At 62.0% G+C, this 18,365-nt stretch carries 25 protein-coding genes and 4 pseudogenes; 13 read left to right on the top strand and 16 right to left on the bottom strand.

From position 1 onward, the window contains the following. Positions 1 to 260 precede the first annotated feature (260 nt). The 3 genes and pseudogenes from RCH15_RS17295 to RCH15_RS17285 all read left to right on the top strand — a co-directional run. Positions 261 to 539: pseudogene (locus tag RCH15_RS17295) on the top strand (DNA/RNA non-specific endonuclease); the annotation flags it as partial. A gap of 44 nt (positions 540 to 583) precedes the next feature. Continuing rightward, on the top strand, positions 584 to 727 hold the full coding sequence (locus RCH15_RS17290; protein ID WP_326961883.1) for a hypothetical protein: 144 nt from the start codon (positions 584 to 586) through the stop codon (positions 725 to 727). Positions 728 to 1,051: 324 nt separating this feature from the next. After that, positions 1,052 to 1,582 (top strand): DinB family protein, encoded by a 531-nt coding sequence (locus tag RCH15_RS17285; protein WP_326961882.1) that lies wholly within the window; start codon positions 1,052 to 1,054, stop codon positions 1,580 to 1,582. 59 nt (positions 1,583 to 1,641) lie between these two features. On the opposite strand, the gene RCH15_RS17280 is transcribed toward RCH15_RS17285, so the two are convergent. From RCH15_RS17280 to RCH15_RS17270, 3 genes are all read right to left on the bottom strand, one after another. Continuing rightward, positions 1,642 to 1,830 carry a helix-turn-helix domain-containing protein gene (locus RCH15_RS17280; protein ID WP_326961881.1) on the bottom strand — a complete coding sequence of 63 codons (189 nt, stop codon included), beginning with the start codon at positions 1,828 to 1,830 and terminating at the stop codon, positions 1,642 to 1,644. A gap of 4 nt (positions 1,831 to 1,834) precedes the next feature. Continuing rightward, entirely contained in the window at positions 1,835 to 2,188 is a 354-nt protein-coding gene (locus RCH15_RS17275) for a recombinase family protein (protein ID WP_326961880.1), read from the bottom strand. A 487-nt stretch (positions 2,189 to 2,675) separates the two neighbouring features. Further along, positions 2,676 to 3,062, bottom strand: a complete 387-nt coding sequence (locus RCH15_RS17270; RefSeq protein ID WP_326961886.1) for a VOC family protein — start codon at positions 3,060 to 3,062, stop codon at positions 2,676 to 2,678. Positions 3,063 to 3,160: 98 nt separating this feature from the next. On the opposite strand from RCH15_RS17270, the gene RCH15_RS17265 reads away from it, so the two are divergent. The 3 genes from RCH15_RS17265 (at position 3,161) to RCH15_RS17255 (ending at position 5,190) form a co-directional block, all read left to right on the top strand. Further along, a complete protein-coding gene (locus RCH15_RS17265; RefSeq protein ID WP_326961879.1) occupies positions 3,161 to 3,487 on the top strand; it encodes an ArsR/SmtB family transcription factor in 327 nt (108 codons plus the stop codon). Next, positions 3,484 to 4,002: an SRPBCC domain-containing protein gene (locus RCH15_RS17260; RefSeq protein ID WP_326961878.1), complete on the top strand. Its 519-nt coding sequence runs from the start codon at positions 3,484 to 3,486 to the stop codon at positions 4,000 to 4,002. The genes RCH15_RS17265 and RCH15_RS17260 overlap by 4 nt, the downstream gene beginning before the upstream one ends. 243 nt (positions 4,003 to 4,245) lie before the next feature. Then, positions 4,246 to 5,190 (top strand): alpha/beta hydrolase family protein, encoded by a 945-nt coding sequence (locus RCH15_RS17255; protein ID WP_326961877.1) that lies wholly within the window; start codon positions 4,246 to 4,248, stop codon positions 5,188 to 5,190. A 400-nt stretch (positions 5,191 to 5,590) separates the two neighbouring features. On the opposite strand, the gene RCH15_RS17250 is transcribed toward RCH15_RS17255, so the two are convergent. Further along, on the bottom strand, positions 5,591 to 5,800 hold the full coding sequence (locus tag RCH15_RS17250) for a hypothetical protein (protein WP_326961876.1): 210 nt from the start codon (positions 5,798 to 5,800) through the stop codon (positions 5,591 to 5,593). A gap of 387 nt (positions 5,801 to 6,187) precedes the next feature. Here RCH15_RS17250 and RCH15_RS17245 point away from each other — a divergent pair, with 387 nt between their 5' ends. The 3 genes from RCH15_RS17245 to RCH15_RS17235 all read left to right on the top strand — a co-directional run bounded on the left by RCH15_RS17245 (position 6,188) and on the right by RCH15_RS17235 (position 8,267). Continuing rightward, positions 6,188 to 6,394, top strand: a complete 207-nt coding sequence (locus tag RCH15_RS17245; RefSeq protein ID WP_326961875.1) for a hypothetical protein — start codon at positions 6,188 to 6,190, stop codon at positions 6,392 to 6,394. 312 nt (positions 6,395 to 6,706) lie between these two features. After that, on the top strand, positions 6,707 to 7,870 hold the full coding sequence (locus RCH15_RS17240; protein ID WP_326961874.1) for a multicopper oxidase domain-containing protein: 1,164 nt from the start codon (positions 6,707 to 6,709) through the stop codon (positions 7,868 to 7,870). Between the two features lie 247 nt (positions 7,871 to 8,117). After that, on the top strand, positions 8,118 to 8,267 hold the full coding sequence (locus RCH15_RS17235) for a hypothetical protein (protein ID WP_326961873.1): 150 nt from the start codon (positions 8,118 to 8,120) through the stop codon (positions 8,265 to 8,267). Between the two features lie 91 nt (positions 8,268 to 8,358). Here RCH15_RS17235 and RCH15_RS17230 read toward each other — a convergent pair whose 3' ends face one another. From RCH15_RS17230 to RCH15_RS17205, 6 genes and pseudogenes are all read right to left on the bottom strand, one after another. Further along, positions 8,359 to 8,580, bottom strand: coding sequence for a helix-turn-helix domain-containing protein (locus tag RCH15_RS17230; protein ID WP_326961303.1), 222 nt, complete (start codon positions 8,578 to 8,580; stop codon positions 8,359 to 8,361). Positions 8,581 to 8,597: 17 nt separating this feature from the next. After that, positions 8,598 to 8,858 carry a hypothetical protein gene (locus RCH15_RS17225; RefSeq protein WP_326961872.1) on the bottom strand — a complete coding sequence of 87 codons (261 nt, stop codon included), beginning with the start codon at positions 8,856 to 8,858 and terminating at the stop codon, positions 8,598 to 8,600. A 255-nt stretch (positions 8,859 to 9,113) separates the two neighbouring features. Beyond that, positions 9,114 to 9,334 (bottom strand): annotated as a pseudogene (locus RCH15_RS17220) (leucine zipper domain-containing protein); the annotation flags it as partial. Between the two features lie 163 nt (positions 9,335 to 9,497). Further along, the gene (locus RCH15_RS17215; RefSeq protein WP_326961871.1) at positions 9,498 to 9,716 is read right to left on the bottom strand and encodes a hypothetical protein; all 219 of its coding nucleotides are present in this window, start codon (positions 9,714 to 9,716) and stop codon (positions 9,498 to 9,500) included. Between the two features lie 338 nt (positions 9,717 to 10,054). Next, positions 10,055 to 10,744, bottom strand: a complete 690-nt coding sequence (locus RCH15_RS17210) for a PAS and ANTAR domain-containing protein (protein WP_326961870.1) — start codon at positions 10,742 to 10,744, stop codon at positions 10,055 to 10,057. Further along, positions 10,741 to 10,962 (bottom strand): YegP family protein, encoded by a 222-nt coding sequence (locus tag RCH15_RS17205; protein WP_326961869.1) that lies wholly within the window; start codon positions 10,960 to 10,962, stop codon positions 10,741 to 10,743. The genes RCH15_RS17210 and RCH15_RS17205 overlap by 4 nt, the downstream gene beginning before the upstream one ends. 391 nt (positions 10,963 to 11,353) lie before the next feature. On the opposite strand from RCH15_RS17205, the gene RCH15_RS17200 reads away from it, so the two are divergent. Then, entirely contained in the window at positions 11,354 to 11,860 is a 507-nt protein-coding gene (locus RCH15_RS17200) for a hypothetical protein (protein WP_326961868.1), read from the top strand. A 756-nt stretch (positions 11,861 to 12,616) separates the two neighbouring features. Continuing rightward, a pseudogene (locus tag RCH15_RS17195) lies at positions 12,617 to 12,913 on the top strand (histone-like nucleoid-structuring protein Lsr2); the annotation flags it as partial. A 111-nt stretch (positions 12,914 to 13,024) separates the two neighbouring features. On the opposite strand, the gene RCH15_RS17190 reads toward RCH15_RS17195, so the two are convergent. The 3 genes from RCH15_RS17190 to RCH15_RS17180 are packed head-to-tail and all read right to left on the bottom strand — an operon-like array spanning position 13,025 to position 14,401. Beyond that, the gene (locus RCH15_RS17190) at positions 13,025 to 13,393 is read right to left on the bottom strand and encodes a ParB family protein (protein ID WP_326961867.1); all 369 of its coding nucleotides are present in this window, start codon (positions 13,391 to 13,393) and stop codon (positions 13,025 to 13,027) included. Continuing rightward, entirely contained in the window at positions 13,390 to 14,028 is a 639-nt protein-coding gene (locus RCH15_RS17185) for a ParA family protein (protein ID WP_326961885.1), read from the bottom strand. The genes RCH15_RS17190 and RCH15_RS17185 overlap by 4 nt, the downstream gene beginning before the upstream one ends. Positions 14,029 to 14,032: 4 nt before the next feature. Beyond that, positions 14,033 to 14,401: a hypothetical protein gene (locus tag RCH15_RS17180; protein WP_326961866.1), complete on the bottom strand. Its 369-nt coding sequence runs from the start codon at positions 14,399 to 14,401 to the stop codon at positions 14,033 to 14,035. A gap of 164 nt (positions 14,402 to 14,565) precedes the next feature. On the opposite strand from RCH15_RS17180, the pseudogene RCH15_RS17175 reads away from it, so the two are divergent. Beyond that, positions 14,566 to 14,746 (top strand): annotated as a pseudogene (locus tag RCH15_RS17175) (transposase); the annotation flags it as partial. Between the two features lie 1,060 nt (positions 14,747 to 15,806). Here RCH15_RS17175 and RCH15_RS17170 read toward each other — a convergent pair. The 3 genes from RCH15_RS17170 to RCH15_RS17160 all read right to left on the bottom strand — a co-directional run bounded on the left by RCH15_RS17170 (position 15,807) and on the right by RCH15_RS17160 (position 17,522). Further along, positions 15,807 to 16,109: a DUF4193 domain-containing protein gene (locus RCH15_RS17170; protein WP_326961865.1), complete on the bottom strand. Its 303-nt coding sequence runs from the start codon at positions 16,107 to 16,109 to the stop codon at positions 15,807 to 15,809. 105 nt (positions 16,110 to 16,214) lie between these two features. Beyond that, positions 16,215 to 17,147, bottom strand: a complete 933-nt coding sequence (locus tag RCH15_RS17165; protein ID WP_409017347.1) for a PDDEXK nuclease domain-containing protein — start codon at positions 17,145 to 17,147, stop codon at positions 16,215 to 16,217. Between the two features lie 3 nt (positions 17,148 to 17,150). Next, complete coding sequence (locus tag RCH15_RS17160) at positions 17,151 to 17,522, bottom strand: hypothetical protein (protein ID WP_326961864.1); 372 nt, start codon at positions 17,520 to 17,522, stop codon at positions 17,151 to 17,153. Between the two features lie 87 nt (positions 17,523 to 17,609). Here RCH15_RS17160 and RCH15_RS17155 point away from each other — a divergent pair, with 87 nt between their 5' ends. After that, a complete protein-coding gene (locus RCH15_RS17155; RefSeq protein WP_326961863.1) occupies positions 17,610 to 18,317 on the top strand; it encodes a FadR/GntR family transcriptional regulator in 708 nt (235 codons plus the stop codon). The last annotated feature ends 48 nt before the right edge of the window (positions 18,318 to 18,365 follow it).

Raw genomic sequence — 18,365 nt, 5'->3', positions numbered from 1 at the left:
CTCCGCCCAATCATCCAAATTGATCACCTTCCATGATGGTCGGTGGCCCTATTTTCAGTTGGCGTTTCTGGCCCTATTTTCGGTTGGCGTTAACACGCGTGGACCAGCAGACAGGCGAGGCGGTCTATTCCGGGAACGATATTGACCGCGGCCACCTCGTCCCCAGGGCATCAGCAGTATAGGGAGACACCCGGGCGGAAGCCGCTCAGGCCAACGCGGACACGTTCCACTACACCAACGCTGCCCCGCAGGCGGCCAAGTTCAATCACGGAATGAAACTGTGGCTCGGTCTGGAGTCCTACCTGCAGGACAACGCCGCCGACAACGGCCGGCGGCTCGTCATCTTCACGGGTCCAATCTTCAGTGACACCGATCCCGTCTACCGGGACGTGCAGATTCCACTGAAATTCTTCAAAGTTGCCGCCTTCCTGCATCACGGTTCCCTCGCCGCGACCGGATATGTCGTGACCAGACACCCCAGCTGTCGGAGCTCCCGGACGTACCCCGCCCTGGCGCACTCGATGACGCTCCCCCGTTAGGCCCGTTCCGCACATTCCAAGTACCTATCAAAGACATCGCGGAATTGACCGGCCTCGATCTGGAACAACTGACGGCCGTGGACCGGATGCCCAACGCTTCAGCCGTGCTCGCGGCCCGGGTCGGTTCTACCTGGCGGCGGCTTAGATCACCGCACGACCTTGATCTCGACTTCGGGCTAAATGACTAGGCGGTGCTTGGACACACCCAGTGCAGCAGAAGGAGGTGGGCGCAAGATTGGTCCGCGCGCCTATACCGTTCTCTTTGTGGGCCGGTCGAGAATTGGACGCCGTTGATTGTGGATAAGGGATGCGGGACGGATCCTCCGGGAGCCGCCCCCAGACGAGGGGCCCTTTGCGGTCGGGCCTATATCCAGCCAGGTTTGCATCTGCTTCTATGCCCTGTCAAAAACGCCGGCGCGCCCTGTCGCGGCACATAATGAAGCAATTGCAGCGAATCGCGGACACACTTGGACTGCGGCCGGATTCAGGCAGGAGGAAGGGGAAGGCACGACGTGGAACCTCCCAAGGCGGACATCCTGGGTGGCTACAGCCGCGCCTCCCACGCTCTCGACACCTGGCTGGAAAGTGCGACCACCGCTGATCTTCACCGCAAGAGCAACGGAACCCGATGGACCAACGAAGAACTGCTTTTCCACATGGTTTTCGGCTACATGGTCGTCCGCGCCCTGCTTCCGATGGTCCACGTCATCAGTCGGCTTCCCCAGCCAGTCGGAACAGCCTTCGCCACGGTCCTGAACGCCGGAACCCGGCCCTTCGACGTCATCAATTACTGGGGATCCCGGGCCGCATCCATCGTCTATAACAAGCAACGAATGGGGCGAAAACTCGCCAAAACCACCTCCGGCATCAGTCGCCGGTTGGAACGAGAGAGCGCCGCGTCTCTCGCCCGGACCATGCCGTTTCCCGACAAATGGGACCCCTTCTTCGCCCCGACTATGACACTCAACGACATCTATGCCTACCCAACACTGCACTTCGACTTCCACTCCCGACAGCTAAATCTCAGCCGGCCTCCCCGATAGATACGTTGGGTCCATTGGAAGCGGCCTCAGTAAGTACTGCGGGACCCTGCACCTGTCGCCTACAAGAGGTGCCGGTATACGGTGGCACGGGATACTCCGAGCATCTTGCCGACGTGAGAGGCGCTGATTCCTTTTCCCTTTAGTTCTATGGCCCTGGCCGCGGCAACGTCATCTATTTTGCGGGGCCTTCCGCCGCGGCAGTTGTTTGCCGCCGCCGCAGCGAGTCCTGCCCTAGTGCATTCGATCATCGTGTCACGCTCCAACTGCGCGAAGGCGGCCATAATCAAGCATGGCTGTACCCAGGGGTCCGGTAGTGTCCAGTCCCTCGGTCAGGGAGCGAAAATCCGCTCCCTGTCGCCGGATGTTCTCGATGACGTCCAGGACATGCCGAGTGTTGCGTCCAAGGCGGTCAAGCTTCCACACAGTCAACACGTCTCCGGCCTCCAGCCGGTCCAGGGCTTTGGACAACTGAGGGCGTTCCACTGCCGAACCGCTGACACCATTGTCGGCAAAGGTCCTAGCTGCGCCTGCGGATTTGAGTGCAGTGAGCTGAAGATCAAGGTTCTGTTCCGCGGTGGAAACCCTCGCATACCCAATAACAGCCACGGCCGATCCATCATTCTCCTAATTACACTCAAACTGCCATTGTGAGACTATCTGTTGTTGGACGGCATACTGAGACCGTGAGGGGTGTATCAAACCGCGAGATCCTCATCATTCCTAACGCGCCCCGACAAGCCGCCTGTCGTTTCACAAGTCGTCTGCACTGAATGCCAGAAGTCCTCTGTGCCGAGCAAGATCGTGACTACCCCTTAGCACTGCCGTCAGACTCTGGTCTGTGGCGTTTTAGTGAGGGAAACGTCCAGACGCCGGAAACTCAGTGCGCTGGACGGGTTTACGGCTCGGTTATCGCTCGCGGGTCCATGGACTCAGGGGGCTGGGTGGTGGTCGGTGCCACGCATGCGGACGGCCCTGCTGGGCGTGGCCATCGCCGGGCACGCCGTGATCTCCCAACTAATGTATGCCGGACCGTTCGTCTGGTTGGGCCCCCGTTAGCAGTCCAGCTGCTGGCGCAGTCCCATAAAGCGATCCTTCATCGAACGATCGTCAGATCCTCGGCCAGCATCACCAGAATGCCGCTCAGGCCGCGCAGGTACGTGAGCTTGTAGATGTCCCGGTATGTTGCCACGCCGCGAAGCGGATGGCAGCCGTGCCGCGAAGCTATATCTAGTGCTGCGTCGATGTCATCCACGGAGAACGCGACGCGGTGCATGCCAATCTCATTAGGGAGGGTGGGGTTTGTCTCGATTGCGATGGGGTGAAGGTACTCGAAGAGCTCGAGCTGACCGTGGCCGTCCGGTGTTTTGAGCACGGCAATTTTGGCGTGGTTACCATCGAGGCCTACGGCGGTATCGGCCCACTCACCGCTGATAGTGTCCCGGCCGACAAGCTCGAGGCCCAAGTCAGTGAAGAACGCGATCGTCGTTAGCGGTCACGGGCGGCGTCTCACACTCGAGCTGCTGATAGCAGTACCTACGTACCTTGACGGGTACGTAACAAGACAGGTACAAAAGGGCTATGGAAAGTGCCCTAAAAGCCCTCGCCGACGACAGCCGACGAACAATGCTGGAGGCCCTCGCGGACGGCCCCGCAACCGCGGGCGATCTGGCAGAGCTTCTACCCATTGCACGTCCGGGCGTCTCGCGGCACCTCCGGGTGCTGCGAGAAGCGGGCCTGGTCGAGGTTCACCAAGAAGCGCAACGGCGGATCTACACGCTCCGCCCGCAGCCGCTCACCGAGGTCAACAACTGGCTGAATCAGTACCTGGCCCAGTGGGAACAGCGGCTGGATGCCCTGCACACCGAAATAGCACGTGGCAAGCGTGAACAAAGGAGCACCCCATGAACACCAATACACCTGGAACTGTGCGCATCCTGGGCACCCTACTCTCGGCCGACGGCAAGGGAATCGTGCGGCTCGAAGACCGGTTCGACACCGATATGGACGACTTATGGTCAGCCCTCACGGATCCCGGCCGGCTCGCCCACTGGCTCGGCACCGTAGAAGGCGATCTTCGCCAGGGCGGTGAATTCAGTGCATTCTACTTCGCCAGCGGCTGGGAAGGCACCTGTTACGTGGATGAGTGCCAACCCCCGCGGCGGCTGCTGATCCTCACCAAGTCCTCAGATGAACCGGACGGGGTGACCGAGGTGACGCTGACACCCGACGGCGACCAAACCACCCTCGTCATCGAAGACCGCGGCTTACCCCTGGAACAGATCGCCGCCTACGGGGCAGGAAACCAGGTCCACGTCGAAGATCTCGCTGCATATCTCGCCGGCCGCGGACGCTGCGACGCGCGCGTGCGGTGGCAAGAACTCCACCCTGCCTACCAAGAGCTGGCTACCAGGCTCACCTAGCAGATCATCGGTTGAGCCAGGGAGGACTCACGCCTACCAACAACTGACCACGAACATGTCCGGTGAAAGATGGTCGGGCCGGTCTCCGCGACGACTACTTGACCGCCGTGCGGCTCCGTGGCGAGGAGGCTATCGCCGAGCTCCGGGTCATGCGGACATTCCGTTGAAGCCGCGGCCTCCGGCCCTGAGGTCTGACCCCGGGACTTGGCGCCTCCCCGGATCGCCGCCCCTGCTGGCTGCTCCGTGGACGCGTTCCCTGACGCATGGCACAGTGTGGGGATGTGCGTTGAAGACGTCGAGTTCTCCTCTGCGGGATCGAGCCTGCACGGGACCTTCAGCGCCCCCGACCCGGCGGTGCGGTTCCCGGGACTGGTTCTGATCGGAGGATCCGGCCCCTCTGACCGCCACAACGGCGGTCTCTTCGATGCCCTGCGCGAGCACTTCAACCGGGTGGGAGTGGCTGTCCTGGCCTATGACAAGCGCGGCGTCGGCGCCTCGACAGGTCATTGGGAGACGGCAACGGTCGATGATCTGGCCGCCGATGCGGCCGCAGCAGTGGAGATTCTTCGCGGTCATGCACGGGTGGCCGCCGGCCGGATCGGGGTGCTGGGTCACAGCGAAGGCGGCTGGGTGGCCCTACGCCTCGCCGCCCAACACGGCACCGGTATTCACCTGATCCTTAACTCCTGCCCTGCCGTGACCTTCCTCGAATCCGAGGTATTCGCGCTGATGTCCGGTGGCCTGTCATCCGCCGAGGCGGCCGCAGCCGGATCTCTGCTGCAGCGCCTCACCGGGTCCGCCGAAGCCGGCAACGGACTCGCTACGGGCCGCCAGATCATTGCCTCCGTGGCCCACGAGCCTTGGTATCCAAAATTGCAGGCTGCAGGATTCGTCCTGGATGAAACCGCTCTAGCCCAGCTGCGCGGCTGGGGCAGCTATGACCCGATGAACGACCTGTCCCGGATCACCGCCCCCACCCTTGCCACCCTGGGTTCGGCGGACCCGTTGATCCCCGCAGCGCAAAGCGTGGAGCGATACGACGCTTCCGCCCTGTTAACCGGCCGCCGGCACCGGAGCGTCGTGTTCCCGGACGCCGGCCACAGACTCCAGACCCCCGCCACCGGAGGATTCGCGCCCGGTTACCTGAACCGGCTCAGCGACTGGACCCACGAACACGCCATCATGTAGCGCTAAGCCCTCCGACCCTGTGCCGAATACACGCACACGCGGCACACCGCAACCAAAGGGGTCCATGAACAGTACCGCGCAGACAAGTACTAAAAGGGACAAATCCCGGCACTCCTGAGACCGCCGGGGAAACGGCCCGCCCGTCTCCGCAATGGATCGTCATTGAGAGGTCCAGTGAGCGGGCCAGCCCCTTACCCCGCTCTATAGCGTCAGTGAGCTCGTGCGCAGGGTTGGGCGACAGCAGGAAGTGCACCGGGCGCGTCTTCCAACTACGACCAAGGGCGATGGCTCCGGGCTCGGAGCTCGGAGCTCGGGGCTCGGGGCTCGGGGACCAGAAATAGGAGAACAAGGCCAATGAGCGTGGACGGTGTTCTCGGGGCTGCCGGAAAACGTCCTTGAGTTAGACACCGGCGTCAGGCGGGGTCGCAGCATTCAGTGCTTGTTCAAGAAGCATCAGGTCGTTCTGACCCAGCTCGTCAACGCCGTAGATGAAGGCTTCAATCTCAAAGGACCCGGCGTTACCGCCGACGCTGAAATAGGAGAGCCAAATTTCGTCTAAAGACATCTCGCTGGTTGCGACAAGGTCTCGGGCCCGGGACCGGGCGTCCATACCCTCATGCTAGAAGTGCGGCGGCCTCACCACAACACGCTGGTGCTACGAAGCTGCGATAGAACCACCCGCGCCGAAGCCATAAGCAGTTCCCGGGCCGTATTTGGGCGGCGCCACGCGATGCTGTGGTTTCCTCAGAGCCCTCTGCCGTTTGTAGCCCCGCGAGTACAGACGTAGAGACTCGGTTCCCTGGAGCCATGAGAAAAACTGCCCTAGTATCCGGCTCGTCGCGGTGGGACCATGCAGACATAAGCGAGGACCGCCGGGATTCAGAGGAGAAACTCGACCCGACCAGCGCGAAGCCGGGCAAGCCTGTTGGCTGAGCCGGCTTTCGACATCGCCTGAACTCGCGGTACCGGAAGGATCACCCGGTACGGAAGGAAAGCAATGGACCTCAACGGTCTGCGTCGGGTGGCCAGGAACAGCCTGGACGACGGAAACTTCACCCTGCTGGATCTCTCGCTCGGTTTCTGGGCAAAAGGAGGTCAAGCCGAAGCGTGGGACCTGGACGCATTCGTTTACGGCCTGAGGACCTTGTCAGATGCGGACATCCGCGTTCTGGCTTTGACGCTGGAGGAACTTCACACTGCCTGAGAAGTCGGTTGCACTACTACGGGCCCGGGAGCCCTGATCCACGACGTATCGTTTGGGCTGCCAATCTTCGGCCCCGGGTATTTTTGGGGCCGATGAGTCGTGATATCCCGGCCCGTCCCAGGCCAGAGTCCAGCGTCTCGTTCCCTTCGCTTAACCCGGTATCCGTCCTACTCTTAAGACGCCAAGGCTTTAGTCTTTCCGCTCGGCCCGGGTTTGAAGGTGGGTCACCAAATGGGCAGTCATGTCATGACACCGGAGCAGGTGCGCAGGGGCCCTTTGTTTTGGCCCCGAAGGATCCTGATTGGGCTACGAGTGGCCCTGGCCGCAGCTCTGGTCACGGCCGTTGCCCTCGCAGGCTGCACAGCGATGACCACCGTCGCCGAGGTAGCGTACGTTCCCCAGACCCGGACCTATTACATTGGTGCCGACGAGGTCGACTGGAACTACGCGCCGGCCGGGATCAACCAAATCACGGGCGCCCCCTTCGACAACACCGCGGCTGTTTTCACACAGCAGGGCCCCCAACGGATCGGCGCCACTTACGTGAAGTCGTTGTACCGGGAATACACGGACGCGTCCTTCACATCGCTCAAGTCCCGCAGTGCCTCGGACCAGCACCTGGGCATGCTCGGCCCGGTCATCCGGGGCGTCGTCGGCGACACCATCAAGGTGGTCTTCAAAAACAACCTCGACCGCCCGGCATCCGTGCACGTTCACGGCGTCTTCTACGACAAGGCCAGCGAAGGCGCCCCGTACGAGGACGGCACTCAGGCTAGGGACCATGGTGATGACGCTGTCCCCCCGGGAACGTCCTACACCTACAGTAAGGTCCCGGACCGGGCCGGCCCCGGCCCAATGGACGGCAGTTCCGTGATGTGGATGTACCACTCGCACACAAACGAAGTCGCAGACGACTACGCGGGCCTCGTCGGTCCCATGGTGATCACCAAGGCCGGCGCCGCCCGCGACGACGGCACCCCGACAGATGTGGACCGGGAATTCTTCGTCCAATTCAAAGTCAGCAATGAAAACGCCAGCCCCTACCTGCAGCGCAATATCGACCGCTTCGCCGGCGACCCGGCGTCCGTAAATCCCGCCGATGAGGAGTTCGGCGAGAGCAACCTCATGCACTCCGTGAACGGTTATGTATTCGGCAACCTGCCGCTGGAGTCGCTGACCATGAACAAGGGTGACCGGGTCCGCTGGTACCTGATGGGCATGGGCACCGAGGTTGACCTGCACACCCCGCACTGGCACGGCAACACGGCAACCGCTCTCGGGATGCGCACGGACGTCGTCAACCTGCTGCCTGCCAGCATGGTCGTCGCCGACATGGTCCCCGACGACGTGGGCACCTGGCTGTTCCACTGCCGCGTCAACGACCACCTCAGCGCCGGAATGCTGGTCCGGTACCGGGTGAGTGACGCATCGGACCCCGGCAGCGGCGCTGGTGGCCATGCCGTCCACACCCCGTAAACAACCGGGGGCTGAGGGCCCGCTTGCAAGCAGGCTTACTCTGCCCCGAAGACTCCCCTCTAAGAAAGATGATTCTTTCCTCCCTTGATGAGCTGTGAGGGGAGGGTGAGGTGTCAACCGCGCCCACCCCGGGACCTGTTCCCTCGACCTCCAGCCCAAGCGCCTCACCCGCCGGGGCCGGCAGAAATACTGATCAAGGGCTTCAAGTACCACGCTGCGGAAACAGTCAGCCCCGGAGCGACCATCAATGTCACCAACGAAAGACATCAAAGCGCACACCATCACCATGGACACCGGTGCCGCGTTCGACGCCGTCATTCAAGCAGGGACCGGCACCTTCGCCGCCCAACCAAACCCGGGACCTACCCCTACCACTGCACCTTCCACGGCAACATGAAAGGCACCCCCACCGTGAAATGACGGTGCCAGCTACACGATGGACGGCGGCTGGTCGGCCCGGTAGCCGGCCGGTCCCGGACCGGGTCTTCTCAGTCCGTTGTCTTCTCGTCCTCGTCCGGGATGGCGGGTTCGGTGGACCGGCGGATGTAGTCGTTGACGGCGTCCTCGGGAACCCGGAACGATCGGCCTACCCGGACGGCGGCGATGGCGTGGGCCTTCACCAGCCGGTAGACGGTCATCTTGGAAACCCGCATGGCGGCTGCAACTTCCGCGATAGTCAGGAAATGCGAAGAGACGTTTGCTGAGCTCATATCCTCTGGCCTGTCCACTAGTCGGGGTACCGGAGTTGCCGGAAGTCATAGAACACGACGTCGCCCGGCGCGCCGCCGGCGGTCCGAAGCCCGACATAGGGGGCATCGATAGTTACCACCGTGCCCAGGTGCCGGCCGTTGAAGGGATCGTCGCCGACCACCACCTGGCCCGCCCGGAACGGGACCCGCGGTGTTCGTGCCCGGCCCACCCTTTCAGACAGGAAACCGGCCATGCGGCCTCGTTCGCGCTGGACCTGCGCAGAAGCTGAAGACTCCATCGGAACCACTCCCTCGAAAGGCGGGCCCGCCGGATTTCCAGCGCGCCCGGGCCGGTTGCGGATTGGCCCCCCACCGGCTCTCCAGCCGGTCCGCTCCGCCGTGAAGCCACGGTAGCCCCTAAGCGCTTGCGTCACACGAGTAACTTCCATCCGCTTACGGACCGGGCACCACTTGGATCGCAGCGAATGACTACTCTTATCAGGAATCTCAACGGGGCGTTGCAGTGGAAGCCGTTACCGCGTCAGTAGCCTCGACACGCCCCGCCGGTTCGGGTTGCGGAGCGGCCGCGAGGACGCGTCAGCCGTGCCGGCATCCCCGCAGATGCGGTACCGGCCTGCCAATTTTTTCTCCGTCGCCGGTGAGCATTGGAAGCGTTCCGCTGCCCGGCACAGCGTCCACCCCGCCTCAAGGACCAGACAGACGAGCTTTCCCTCGCCTTGGGTGTGAGGACGTTGGCGTGGGTAACGTAGGACATGAGGCCGCCTGGCGTCGAGATGAATGTGGTAACCCGAATCGATACCGGCGGCCCTCGCCTTTTACATCCAAACTCGCTGGTCACAACGTCCGTGGGAATTACACCTAAGCCCCGGGTCAACCAAAGCCGTGGGAGTCCCTAATAATTGGCTTTACGCACCGGTTCACACGCCACGGAGCAGCCAGTCATTGTCAGGGTTTCTGCCGCCCTCAGGATCCGGTGCATCCGAAACCGGCACTGACGTGATCTGCTCCTCCACTCGCACCCGCGTCGGCAGGGCTCGCCAGCGGTCCACCGGAACCTCGACAACTGGACCGGGTTCGTCCTCCTGAACGCTCTCGTCCGCGTCCCGGATCATGTTGCCCACCTTCTGTTTTCTCATCCCTCAGGGTCCAACTGCATGACCATCCAGCGGTCTGCGAGCTCGTCGCCGGAACAACCACCGACGTCAGCTTCGGCAGGCCGACCGGGGAAAAAGCGCCGTTCAGCCCTCCATCTGAGTGTACGCCCGCTATGCAGCACGCCTCCATGCTCAAGGTTCTCCAGACGGAACGGGAAAACCGTCATTCAAGCTGCGAATTAACCGCCGTTCCCGGACTAACAGTCACAACCACGGAAAGGGCTAACTGAACGTCTCAGTAGTGGATCGCATCGAGATCGGAGGTGTCATGTCCTCACTGAAGGCTTTCTGCACCTGCCCCTGGACGACGCTTCCCATTCCTAGGCCAAGCCCTCACCGGTGGTTCCTCGACCTATCACACTGACATGTGTTGTGTGGCGCTGAAGGTCGTGGATAAACGTAGTCAGCGCAGCCGCGTTGCGGGCCACTTCGGCAAGGCCGACAAGCTGGGAGGCTACGACTGTCAGCTTTTTGTTGGTGTGGTTGCTGTGGACACAGAGCAAGGCGAAAGCGGCATCGGCATCGACGCTGAGCCGCCCCATGAGAATGCCCACGGCTCTTTCGATGACAGCGCGGGCGCCGACGGCTCCGGCTACGGCATCCCTGGAGGCCCGTTCAGTCTCGGCGCGGACGGTCGAGGTCAAGTCGACCATCATTCCCGTGATGGAGAAGAGCCTGCCGTTCGCGTCGAGGACGGCCTCCCCGGTGGTCAGTACTCTATGCTCGCGCTGCTGCGAGTCAAACAGGCGGTGGTAGCTGGAGAAGTGCCCCCCAACCTGGGCAAGGCCGGCGTTCAATTCCTGTATTTTTTCCCGGTCGTCCGGGTGCTTATGTGCCAGGACAAGCCCAACGGTGGGCACGACCTCTCCGCGCTGGTATCCGTGAATCCGGTAGAGCACATCGGACCACACCATCACCCCGGTCACGGCATCGAGGAGAAACACCCCGGCGGTACAATCACTGGCCTCCAGCACGCTGGAGTACGTGACCATGCTGACAAAAGTACTCATACCGTCCGCACCTGACCTTCCTGGGAATTCCCCGGAACGAGGCTGAGATCTGTGATCAAACCCATCCCAGCGCACTCACGGACGACACGGATACCCTCGACAGCCGACACCTTGTCCGGGAACGGGCCGGATACAGCCACAACCGTCCCATCGGGAGCCTTCAACCGAAATGCGAAAGTCAGGTTCCCGTCGTGAAAAAGCTCGAATGCTCCGGTCATGGATACCCCTCCGGACGCCCGGTGGAAAACCCAAGGCGTCGTCATCAAATCCGAAAGGCAACGCTATGCCCCGGCTGGCCCGGTAACGGGAGAGGGCGCACCCCACGTGGCCCCAGCCACACCCACCCCTACGGTACGGACGAATTCGCGTACGGGCGAGTATTGGACCAACCTTGCCCGTACGGAACAGAGGTTTAACAGTGATCGGCTGGGGGTTCTTTGTCGAATCAACGTGATCCGGGGTCTTTTCAAGGAGCCGCCGCGGCGCTAATGGGCGACCCCGAACCCGTAATGCAGCCGCCGGAACCCCTTTTGCCGGTCCTCACCCTCCACGTCCTGCGGCCACCGCCTCCTTGACGGGAATGAGTGCGCGGGAGCGCATAGTGGAGAGATGACAAGTCCATACAACAGGGGCGGTTCCATCAGCTCCGATAATTCCCGGGAACATATTGAACGAGCCCTGCGGAACTACGGGGCGACCGAAGTTCGCTTCAGTCAACAGGGAAACCTGGGCGCCATCGCGTTCCGCGGCGAGGGGAGGCAATTTCGTGTCGTCCTGTCCTTCCCGCAGCAAGTCCAAGCGCAGCTGACCCCGGTGGATACCGCACAGAGCAGCACTGAGGCCGCGGAGTCCAAAAACCGGGAACGCTCCAGCCGCAGATCCTGGCACGCCCTCGCCGCCGCGATAGACGCCAAGCTCGGCCTGGTGGCAGCTGGGGCCGGAACCCTTGAATCAGAATTCCTCGCTCACGTGGTTCTCCCCGGAAACCGGACCGTGTTTGAGGAACTCCAACCAGTCATCGATTCTGCCTACCATTCTGGCCGGCAACCCTCTTTTAACGCACCTGTTGTGCCCGATGCAGACACCCCTACACCTGCAGACGCCCGCGCGCAGTAACTGGATTGACTGCCCTCGACCCGGCACCCCCGCAGGCGCTTGAGAATCTATCAGCCCGCAGCGTGGGCAGAATCCTGCACAACATAGCCCAGCTGCTCAACGACCGCGGTGATCTCACGCGAGTGCAACTCCTGGAACTCATCGCTCACGAAATTTGGAACATCCCGGCAGCGCCTCCCCGGCGTTCAATCTGGACCAAATCCACCCAACAAAATAGCTCTTTCCCCGCCCGCCCGACGGACGCCAGTAGGTGGCAGCCAGACATCGATAGGCCTGTTGCTGCACACTCTCAGCAGCCGAACCCATCATTGGTCTTATCCGATATGACAACCGGGACGAGCTGGGGCTGGTGAAGCTTCCATCGACGCTTGCTGCGCCAGTACTCCCCAAAAGCACCGGTCTGACAACACAGCGCCGAAGTCCTCGCCCAGGTCGAACGCGAACTCAACGGCGGCGCTCGGCCGGCTCTCCCGCCTCGTCTGCACCCTGCCAGTCTGACCACACGGCCCGAGGTGTCTGCTTCTCCTTCAGCCCACCCAAGTTCGTCACATCATCCGTGGTCGTTACGATCTCGTGCTGACCTGCTGCGCGGATCGAGGGACCTACTGCCTTCTCACCGAGCGACCCCTCCACAGGCCTGGTATGGGCGGAGACAAGGGGCAGCTCTGAACTCCTTGGTATTCCATTGCCCGTCGATAGCAGCGAACAGTCTTCCGGGATTACGAAGCCTTAAACTTTTCTACGGCACAAAGAGTAGTAACCCTTCTAGAAGATGACTTCGACGGCTCCACGGCAAGTGAGACACTTTCATTCGCCCTTGACGGCGTCGAATACGCAATCGATCTCAATGATGCCCACGCACGCGAACTGCGTGAAACATTCAGCCGCTACACCACAACAGCCCGAAAGACTGGCGGACGGGCACGGACAACGCGTCCAGCTTCCTCCAATGGCCGCCAGGTCCGGCTTTGGGCGGTCGAACAAGGCCTGCCGGTCAATACGCGCGGCCGTATCCAGGCTGACATCATGGAAAAGTACGAAGCCGCGCACTGAGGGCAGACCCCCAGACCCGGAGTTCAGCCCTGTTGATAGTGGCTGGGTCATAAGCACAGGATCCCAGTCTCCTCCCGGCGGCCGGCCGCCTCAGGGATCAGTCCGTTGCTTTCAGCCATCTTTGAGGCGCCTGCCGCCGGGGAGATTTTCACCCCATGACGGGTACATGGCACCGTCATTGTGTTCGGCTTCGCGGCGGGCGGTCTCTGCTTCGATGGCTTTCGCCACGAAGTGGCTCCAGGTGTTATCCCCTTCGGCGTAGCTAGTCGCCCGGTACGCGGCCCGGGCCCGGTTCCGCAGCGCAGCGGGGATACTCACCGTCATGTTCGCTGTTTCGGTTTCTTTGGGTTCTGCCTTCTTTGGCGTCTCCGGGCGGTGTCCGGGGAGCATCCGTGCCAGCGGCGCCTCGGCGGCCGGCGCGGCTGTGCGCCGCGGAGGCAACCTGAGTGCGGGGCGGCTGGGTGTCGGTTCGGCGCTCACGCGTTGATCTCCTGGGATTCTGCGACAGCGATGCGGCGGGTCACTTCCATGGCGACTGCGTGAAGGTCTTCGGCCACGCTGGAAGCCGATTTCGGACCGGCGTTGCCGGCCTTCGCTTCACCGCGCAGGACTTCCCACCATTTCGGTCCCTTGCTGAGCTCCCGCTCGAGCTCGTGGGCCAGCAGCCCCCGCTCACGGCATGCCTGGGCGGTGGCCTCGGCGTGGCGGATGCTCATCGGGAACAGCACTTCGTCGGTGCCGAAATCAGCGGTGAGGTGGTCTCGGGTGACTTTGTGAACTTGCTTGGAATTCGTACCGGTACCAACCAGAACGACACCCAATAGGTCCAGGGAGGGATTGAGGCCGACGACGCTGTCCATGCGTGCCGCCACGGCGGCGACACCCTTACGGCTCGACATGTCCGTCTTCAGCGGTACCAGAGCGTAGCGGGCAGCAGCTACCGCCGCAGCCTGCAGGGGCTCATTTCCGGGCGGGCAGTCGAGTAGGACCAGATCGTACTCCCCCGCGACGCTGGCAAGCAGTTTGGCCAGGGCCAGCTGCGCAGCGTCACGGTCCTTTTGGGCTTTGGCTCCAAGGAATGCCGCAGCATCGTCAAGATGGGGTCCGCCGGCAATGACATCAAGGTTGGCTCGGACGCCGGTCAGCAGGTCGGGTTCTCCCCCGAAACACAGCGAAGCCGCCGAGACGGACAGCGTCGCCGAATACCAGGTTAACCAGTCCGAGCACCATGAACTTGCTCCCCGGCAGGACCAGCAACAGGGTGATCGCGCTGACGATTCGAACCCGCCGAGTATCAGCCGACCGGATCCGCGCAACGATCTTTTTCTTCGCCCACAGCACGACCCCAAGGACGACCTTCAGGAGGACCGCCGTCAAGAGCGCCAACAGGAATGTTTCGGATATGACGTCGGGAACCAACTGGATGAACACACCCAGCACCACGAGATAGACCAGCACGTCGACGAGATCTATTGGGCGGATCCGCATCCAGCGAGTATATCGATAGCGCCCGGACCGCCCTCCTCCTAGGCAGTGCCCATTAGCGTGGTGTAACGGCCCGGCCCCGGGCGTGTTGTTCGCGAATTTCAGGCGGCCATCGCTTGATTCTTGGAAAGATCGACCAAAGTCTTTTCTGAAGGAGTAACCAGGCGATGACCCCACCCCATGTTATCGACCCTGCCAGTTTCCTGTCCGAGCAACTCGAGCAGGCCTCCCCGGATCTGATGCGATCCATGCTCACGACCTTCATCAACGCGCTGATGAGCGCCAAAGCGGACGCGGTCTGCGTCGCCGAATACGGTGCGCCCTCCGAGGCCCGCACAAATTCCCGCTTCCAGCGGCCGGTCAAACAGTTCGAAATCAGCTCCGGATCAGTCGCCATGTCATGCCGTTCCCCCGCATTCCTGCATGAACAGGTATCAGAGCGGAAAACCCGTACGGGCCGCAACCCCAGGTCGATCTAAAAGATAATCAGCAAATCATGTTGTACGCGGGCACTACACACCATGAAGAGGTGAACGCGAAAATCCAACGGGAAGGACGAACGAGGATGAACACTCAGAAGAGACCCCACAGGGCGGTACCCGGTCCGCCGTAGTCCGCCGCTCCCCCGCATAACCGAATAGGCCGTTCCGGGACCCCACACACCCGGAACATCAGATCAGAGGCAAGAGTGTGGACACTGTCCACACGAAAAAAGCATCAAAAAGCCTCTGACCTGCGGAAACATTGTGCCCGAGGTGGGACTCGAACCGGGTTCCAGCCCTTGCCAACATTGGGAAATCCCGGAAACATCGCCAATCCGACCCGATCCGCCCCCAGCACGCCCCAGTCCGAAGCCCAAAGTTAGCACATTGTGCACACCCTCTTTTTGTCTACTTCGGCGACCCCAACCGGGCTGCCAAGACGGCCGTCCGGGCAGAGGGCGATTCCGCTCGAACACGATGAGCAGGGGTCCGGTAACGAGCAGGCCCCGAATAAGTACCGCACGACCCCGGCGGGTCTCCTGCTGGAATTAACGAGCTTCATGATGTCGGGCTCCTCCTCTCCGAACATCTCATGGAGAAACGAACAGCGACCTGCATGACCAACCGACATGTCGGCCTCCAGGAATGAGCCCGGACCACCACCACCGCCGCAGTCGAGCCGACCGCAACGGCCGCCTCTTCCCCGGCCAAGACGTGCCCGACTGGCTGGCGGGAGACAACTGATAGCCGACGTTATGACAAGCTGGCGCGGAAGTCCGCAGTCAGCTGCTGCCACAAGAACGACTTCCTTCTACCCCTGCCCCATGGACAGACTGGATTCCTGCCAAGGATGTCATGAACCTGTTGAAGACCGGGACGGTTTGTTGGATCGCCGTACCGGTCGCCTACGCCGGGTCGAGCTCGCGCTAGCCTTCACATTCGACGCAGTAAGAGTGGTCGTTCTTTTCGCGTGCGAGCTGGGAACGGTGCCGCAACAGAAAACAGGAGTAACAGGTGAACTCGTCTTCGGCCTGGGGAATCACCTGAACGATCAGTTCCTCGGCAACGAATTCCCCACCGGGGATCATCGCATCGTCCAGGGCGTCGGCCTCGTCCAGGTCGCGGACGACGCTTAGGGCGTCCGGGGCGTTAGCGGATTGCAGCGCCTCAAGGGAACGCTCCTGTGATTCTTTGACGTCGGAACGAACTTCGTCGTAATCGGCTGCCACTGCGGTGACTCTCTTTTCTAAACGCGCTTACCTGACCGAAGGAACCTACACCATGACCGGGGACGTACGCTTCAGGGACCACCCGAAGCGCTGATGTGACTGGTATTAGGCGATTCCTGATGCAGAAACGTCGTCGGTATCGGGTTCGGCCCACTCAAGCGCCGCTACGAGGTGCCCTTCATCCGCAAGCGCCTGTTGTTCGTCCGCCGGGAGGTTGGCGTAAGTGTAGGCGGCGACGGCCATGGTTGAGGTGGAGCGGCCCAGGCTGTATCGGACGCTGCGGTTGTTCTTGCTGCCGCAAATGGGAATCCCGATGGTTTCGTTATGGTGCTCCCGACGGAGCACGTCGTCGACGACGGCGACGTAGAAGTTCAGCTTCCCGGCGTATTTTGGCTGGAACTTGCCGGTTTTGAGCTCGATGACGACGTATCGGGATTGCTCGATATGAAAGAAGAGAAGGTCCACGTAGAAGTCATCGCCGTCGACGTCGAAGTGGACCTGTCGCCCCACGAAGGAGAACCCTGGTACCAGTTCGCGCAGGGTCTCGGTGATTTTGCCGTTCAGGGCGTTCTCGAGGTCCCGTTCGGCGACTTCGCCGGACAGGCCGAGGAACTCGAAGTTGTAGGGATCTTTAGCGACCTGGTGGGCGAGTTCAGATTCGGGTGCAACCAGGTGTTGCTTGAAGTTAGAGGGTGCCGCTCCCGTTCGTTCCAGGGTCTTGTTCATGATCATGTTCAGCAGCACGTTCCGGGACCAGCCGTGTTCGACGGCAGCGGCGGCGTACCAGTCGCGCGCTTCCGGTCCCAGCCGCTTGTCCAAAATGGTGCGGATGTGGCCCCAGGGCAAATGTCCCACAGGCTGTGGGACATTTGCGTCGAATCCAGGCCACGCTTCCGCGAAGCTGCGCATGTACTGCAGATTGGACCGCGACAAGCCGGTCATGTCAGGGAACTCCGCACCCAGGTCCTCAGCAAGCCTGCCGATGACTCCACTCCCCCACCCATCGATGGCTTGTCGTTCAAGGATGGTTCTGCCAATGGTCTAGTACAGGTCGATCAGCTGGGTGTTGACGGTCCGAAGCGCCCTCGTGCGCGCGGCACGGACGCGACTCTTGAGCTCGCCGAGAAGATCGGTGTGGCCGGCGGGAAGGGCGAGGTCGTCTGTCCCACCCTCGATCCTATCGAGCCCCCTGAAATGCGACACCGGGAAGAAATCAGGCGCCGGGAAGAAAGATGGACGACAGAAGGCGGCTCTTGTGGATCTCTGCACGGGCGGCGGTTCCCTTGTCGCCGTCTTCATCGTGACTGCAACCAGGTCCATCAACACCAGAGCACTGACATGCCCGGCCATACCGACGACGACGCTGGCAACGACTAGCGCAACAAGTCCTTTTGGCCCCGATATGGCGGCCATACCGGGGTTTCACTTGGGTCTACTTCTGACCGGTTGCAGACAGCCTGCCGGTTTGACACCCAATGTGACGTCTGCCATATTTATAGCGTGAACCTGTCAGACAGCCGGACAGCAAGACCGCCCCTGGCCCGCCTCAGTGCCGCCGAGGCTGTCTTCAACGTCCTCCGCTCCGATATTGAGTCCGGGAAGCTCGGCGTCGGCGCCAAGCTGAGCTCCGAGGCAGCCCTCGCCCAAGAGTATGGCGTGAGCCGCTCGGTGGTTCGTGAGGCGTTACGCTCCTGCACGGCGCTGGGTCTGACGGTTACCAAGACCGGACGGGGCACATTCGTCGTCGCCAGCCGTGTGGCAAAGGATCTGGTCCTGGGTCAATACTCCGCGCACGACCTCACTGAGGCGCGACCCCATATCGAGATTCCTGCTGCTGGACTGGCCGCAGAGCGCCGTTCGCCCGAGGAACTGGCAACGCTGCGCGATATCGTTGCCGCGATGAGCGAGGAGGACGACCCCGAGGTGTGGGTGGGCCTGGACTCAAGCTTCCACGCGCTGATTGCGAGGGCCAGCCGGAACAAGGTCTTCGAAAATGTCGTCTCCGATATTCGGGAGGCGCTTGCCTACCAGTCCGAGACCCTGAACATGGTGGCGGACCGGCAGCACTCATCCGACGAGGAACACCGGCGCATCCTGGCCGCCATCGAAACTGGCGACGCGGCGACAGCGCGCGTCGCCATGAGCCAGCACTTGCATGCCGTTGGCATTGCCCTCGACTCAATCCTCAACCCGCGTCCAGACGCCTGATCCCCGCCCCGGGAAGCAGATTCAGCAGCGCCTCGACCAGCTAGAACC

The sequence above is a fragment of the Arthrobacter sp. MP_M4 genome (assembly GCF_035984855.1).
Lineage (GTDB): Bacteria > Actinomycetota > Actinomycetes > Actinomycetales > Micrococcaceae > Arthrobacter.
Note: the sequence above shows the minus strand (reverse complement) of the source record. Positions and strands in the feature narration are given on the sequence as shown.

Bases quoted from the DNA above. Each gene is read 5' to 3' on its own strand.
- RCH15_RS17280 (WP_326961881.1), bottom strand. From the start codon at position 1,830: ATGATCGAATGCACTAGGGCAGGACTCGCTGCGGCGGCGGCAAACAAC.
- RCH15_RS17265 (WP_326961879.1), top strand. From the start codon at position 3,161: ATGGAAAGTGCCCTAAAAGCCCTCGCCGACGACAGCCGACGAACAATG.
- RCH15_RS17260 (WP_326961878.1), top strand. From the start codon at position 3,484: ATGAACACCAATACACCTGGAACTGTGCGCATCCTGGGCACCCTACTC.
- RCH15_RS17250 (WP_326961876.1), bottom strand. From the start codon at position 5,800: ATGGACGCCCGGTCCCGGGCCCGAGACCTTGTCGCAACCAGCGAGATG.
- RCH15_RS17245 (WP_326961875.1), top strand. From the start codon at position 6,188: ATGGACCTCAACGGTCTGCGTCGGGTGGCCAGGAACAGCCTGGACGAC.
- RCH15_RS17235 (WP_326961873.1), top strand. From the start codon at position 8,118: ATGTCACCAACGAAAGACATCAAAGCGCACACCATCACCATGGACACC.
- RCH15_RS17230 (WP_326961303.1), bottom strand. From the start codon at position 8,580: ATGAGCTCAGCAAACGTCTCTTCGCATTTCCTGACTATCGCGGAAGTT.
- RCH15_RS17225 (WP_326961872.1), bottom strand. From the start codon at position 8,858: ATGGAGTCTTCAGCTTCTGCGCAGGTCCAGCGCGAACGAGGCCGCATG.
- RCH15_RS17215 (WP_326961871.1), bottom strand. From the start codon at position 9,716: ATGAGAAAACAGAAGGTGGGCAACATGATCCGGGACGCGGACGAGAGC.
- RCH15_RS17210 (WP_326961870.1), bottom strand. From the start codon at position 10,744: ATGAGTACTTTTGTCAGCATGGTCACGTACTCCAGCGTGCTGGAGGCC.
- RCH15_RS17205 (WP_326961869.1), bottom strand. From the start codon at position 10,962: ATGACCGGAGCATTCGAGCTTTTTCACGACGGGAACCTGACTTTCGCA.
- RCH15_RS17200 (WP_326961868.1), top strand. From the start codon at position 11,354: ATGACAAGTCCATACAACAGGGGCGGTTCCATCAGCTCCGATAATTCC.
- RCH15_RS17180 (WP_326961866.1), bottom strand. From the start codon at position 14,401: ATGCGGATCCGCCCAATAGATCTCGTCGACGTGCTGGTCTATCTCGTG.
- RCH15_RS17160 (WP_326961864.1), bottom strand. From the start codon at position 17,522: ATGGCCGCCATATCGGGGCCAAAAGGACTTGTTGCGCTAGTCGTTGCC.